The following is a 3,096-nucleotide window of genomic DNA, read 5'->3' on the forward strand; positions in this document are numbered from 1 at the left end:
AACCCGGGGAACTGAAACATCTAAGTACCCGGAGGAAGAGAAATCAACCGAGATTGCGGGAGTAGCGGCGAGCGAAACCGCACCAGCCCAAACCCATGCACGTGCAAGCTTGAGGGCGTTGCTGCATGAGGGGTTGTGGGACCGCGCATTCCATGGGCCTCAGACCATGGACGCAGTTACAAATCCGCGCGGAAGCGGAACGGCCTGGGAAGGCCGGCGGAACAGGGTGAGAGCCCCGTACGCGAATCCGCGCGGACTGCGAGTGCGGCGCCCGAGTAGCGCCGGGCACGTGAAACCCGGTGCGAACCTGGGGGGACCACCCTCCAAGGCTGAACACTCTCCTGTGACCGATAGCGAACCAGTACCGTGAGGGAAAGGTGAAAAGCACCCCGAGAGGGGAGTGAAACAGTACCTGAAACCGTGCGCCTACAAGCAGTCGGAGCCCCCGAGCGGGGTGACGGCGTGCCTTTTGTAGAATGAGCCAGCGAGTTGCGGTATGCGGCGAGGTTAAGGTTTGAACCGAGCCGCAGTGAAAGCGAGCCTTTAAGATGGCGATAGAGTCGCATGCTGCAGACGCGAAGCCGGGTGAGCTATCCATGGGCAGGCTGAAGCGGGGGTAAGACCCCGTGGAGGGCCGAACCCACTTCGGTTGAAAACGGAGGGGATGACCCGTGGATAGGGGTGAAAGGCCAATCAAACCCGGAGATATCTCGTTCTCCCCGAAATAGCTTTAGGGCTAGCCTCGGCCGTTCTCCGACGGCGGTAGAGCACTGGATCGTCGAGGGGGCTTCACCGCCTACCGACACGAACCAAACTCCGAATGCCGCCGGATCAGAGGCCGGGAGTCAGAACATGTGGGCTAAGCTGTGTGTTCGAGAGGGAAACAGCCCAGACCGCCCGCTAAGGTCCCCAAGTTTATGCTGAGTGGCAAAGGATGTGCGTTTGCCTAGACAACCAGGATGTTGGCTTAGAAGCAGCCATGCATTTAAAGAGTGCGTAACAGCTCACTGGTCAAGTGGACATGCGCCGACAATTCACGGGGCTAAGCATAACACCGAAGCGGCGGACTAATCTATATTAGTGGTAGGGGAGCTTTCCCCGCAGCGGAGAAGCCGAGAGGGCGACCCTCGGTGGAGCGCGGGGAAGTGAGAATGCTGGCATGAGTAACGAGAGCGGCGCGAGAAACGCCGCCGCCGTAAGCCTAAGGGTTCCTGGGCAAGGCTAATCCTCCCAGGGTCAGTCGGGAGCTAAGGCGAGGCCGAGAGGCGTAGCCGATGCGCAACAGGCGGACATTCCTGTACCGCCTGCGGACCGCTATCACCGACGGGGTGACGGAGAAGGGTAGCCGAGCGGGGTTCTGGACGTCCCCGTGAAAGCGCGTAGGGAGCATCGCATGGAAATCAGCGGCGCATATATCCTGAGACGCGAGACGAAAGCTTATGCTGAAGTCGGCGAGCCCATGCTTCCGAGAAAAACCTCTAGGAAGGGACGCAGGCGCCCGTACCAAAACCGACACAGGTGGGCAGGTAGAGCATACCGAGGCGATCGGGAGAACCATGGTTAAGGAACTCGGCATACTGACTCCGTAACTTCGGGAGAAGGAGTGCCCCTGGCGGTGGAGGGACTAGCTCCCCGAGCGGCCGGGGGTCGCAGCGAAACGGCCCAAGCGACTGTTTATCAAAAACACAGGACTCTGCAAAGCCGTAAGGCGACGTATAGGGTCTGACGCCTGCCCGGTGCTGGAAGGTTACGCGGATGGGTCAGCCGAAAGGCGAAGCTCTGAAGCCAAGCCCCAGTAAACGGCGGCCGTAACTATAACGGTCCTAAGGTAGCGAAATTCCTTGTCGGGTAAGTTCCGACCTGCACGAATGGCGTAACGATTTGGGCGCTGTCTCAACCATGGACCCGGTGAAATTGTATTATTCGTGAAGATGCGAATTACCTGCGGAAGGACGGAAAGACCCCGTGAACCTTTACTGCAGCTTGACATTGATCGTTGGCTCGGCGCGTAGAGGATAGGCAGGAGGCTGCGAAGCCCGGGCGCCAGCCCGGGCGGAGCCGACCTTGGAATACTGCCCTCGTCGCGTCGGCGATCTAACCCCCGGCCGTGATCCGGCGGGGGGACCGTGTCAGGCGGGTAGTTTGACTGGGGCGGTCGCCTCCCAAAACGTAACGGAGGCGCGCAAAGGTCCGCTCAGAACGGTCGGCAACCGTTCGCAGAGCGCAAGAGTACAAGCGGGCTTGACTGCGAGGCCCACAAGCCGAGCAGAGACGAAAGTCGGTTCTAGTGATCCGGCGGCACAGAGTGGAATGGCCGTCGCTCAACGGATAAAAGGTACTCCGGGGATAACAGGCTGATCTTGCCCAAGAGTCCACATCGACGGCAAGGTTTGGCACCTCGATGTCGGCTCATCGCATCCTGGGGCTGAAGTCGGTCCCAAGGGTATGGCTGTTCGCCATTTAAAGCGGTACGCGAGCTGGGTTCAGAACGTCGTGAGACAGTTCGGTCCCTATCCTCCGCAGGCGCAAGAGGATTGAGGAGGTCTGCCCCTAGTACGAGAGGACCGGGGTGGACGGACCTCTGGTGCAGCAGTTGTCGACCAACGGCACGGCTGCCTAGCTACGTCCGGCACGGATAACCGCTGAAAGCATCTAAGTGGGAAGCCGTCTCCAAGATGAGTCCTCTTTCCGGTAAGGGCCCAGGCAGAACACCTGGTCGATAGGCCGCAGGTGCAAGGCGTGCGAGCGCCTCAGCCGAGCGGTACTAATAGCCCGAGCTCTTCTTCGCATGCATATCCCTCGGGTTGTGCGATCGAAAGTCACGAGCGCTGTGCAACCGCCAGGGTGGCGCGGGGGGATCCCGCGGCCCTGACGGGGCCATACAGGCCCGCGCGGGAACGCCCTGCGCGAGCGCGACCATGGAGGCGGGGATCACCCGGTCCCATTCCGAACCCGGAAGTTAAGCCCGCCATCGCCGAAAGTACTGCAGCGTCAGGCTGTGGGAGGATAGGGCGTCGCGCTCGCGGAGGGCGTTTCGGCATGCGAAGGCCCCGCCCCCCTCGGGAGGCGGGGCCTTCGCGCGTTCTGGGGCTCCGC

The 3,096-nt window shown here is 61.2% G+C and carries 2 rRNA genes (1 of these 2 running past the window's edge); both read left to right on the top strand.

Annotated features, from left to right (window positions below):
- Positions 1-2,788 (top strand): 23S ribosomal RNA (locus GT613_RS14895); it begins 183 nt to the left of the window's first position.
- A 120-nt stretch (positions 2,789-2,908) separates the two neighbouring features.
- Positions 2,909-3,023: ribosomal RNA gene (gene rrf / locus GT613_RS14900) — 5S ribosomal RNA — on the top strand.
- Positions 3,024-3,096: the final 73 nt, after the last annotated feature.

Source organism: Eggerthella sp. BIOML-A4 (assembly GCF_009875575.1).
Lineage (GTDB): Bacteria > Actinomycetota > Coriobacteriia > Coriobacteriales > Eggerthellaceae > Eggerthella > Eggerthella lenta.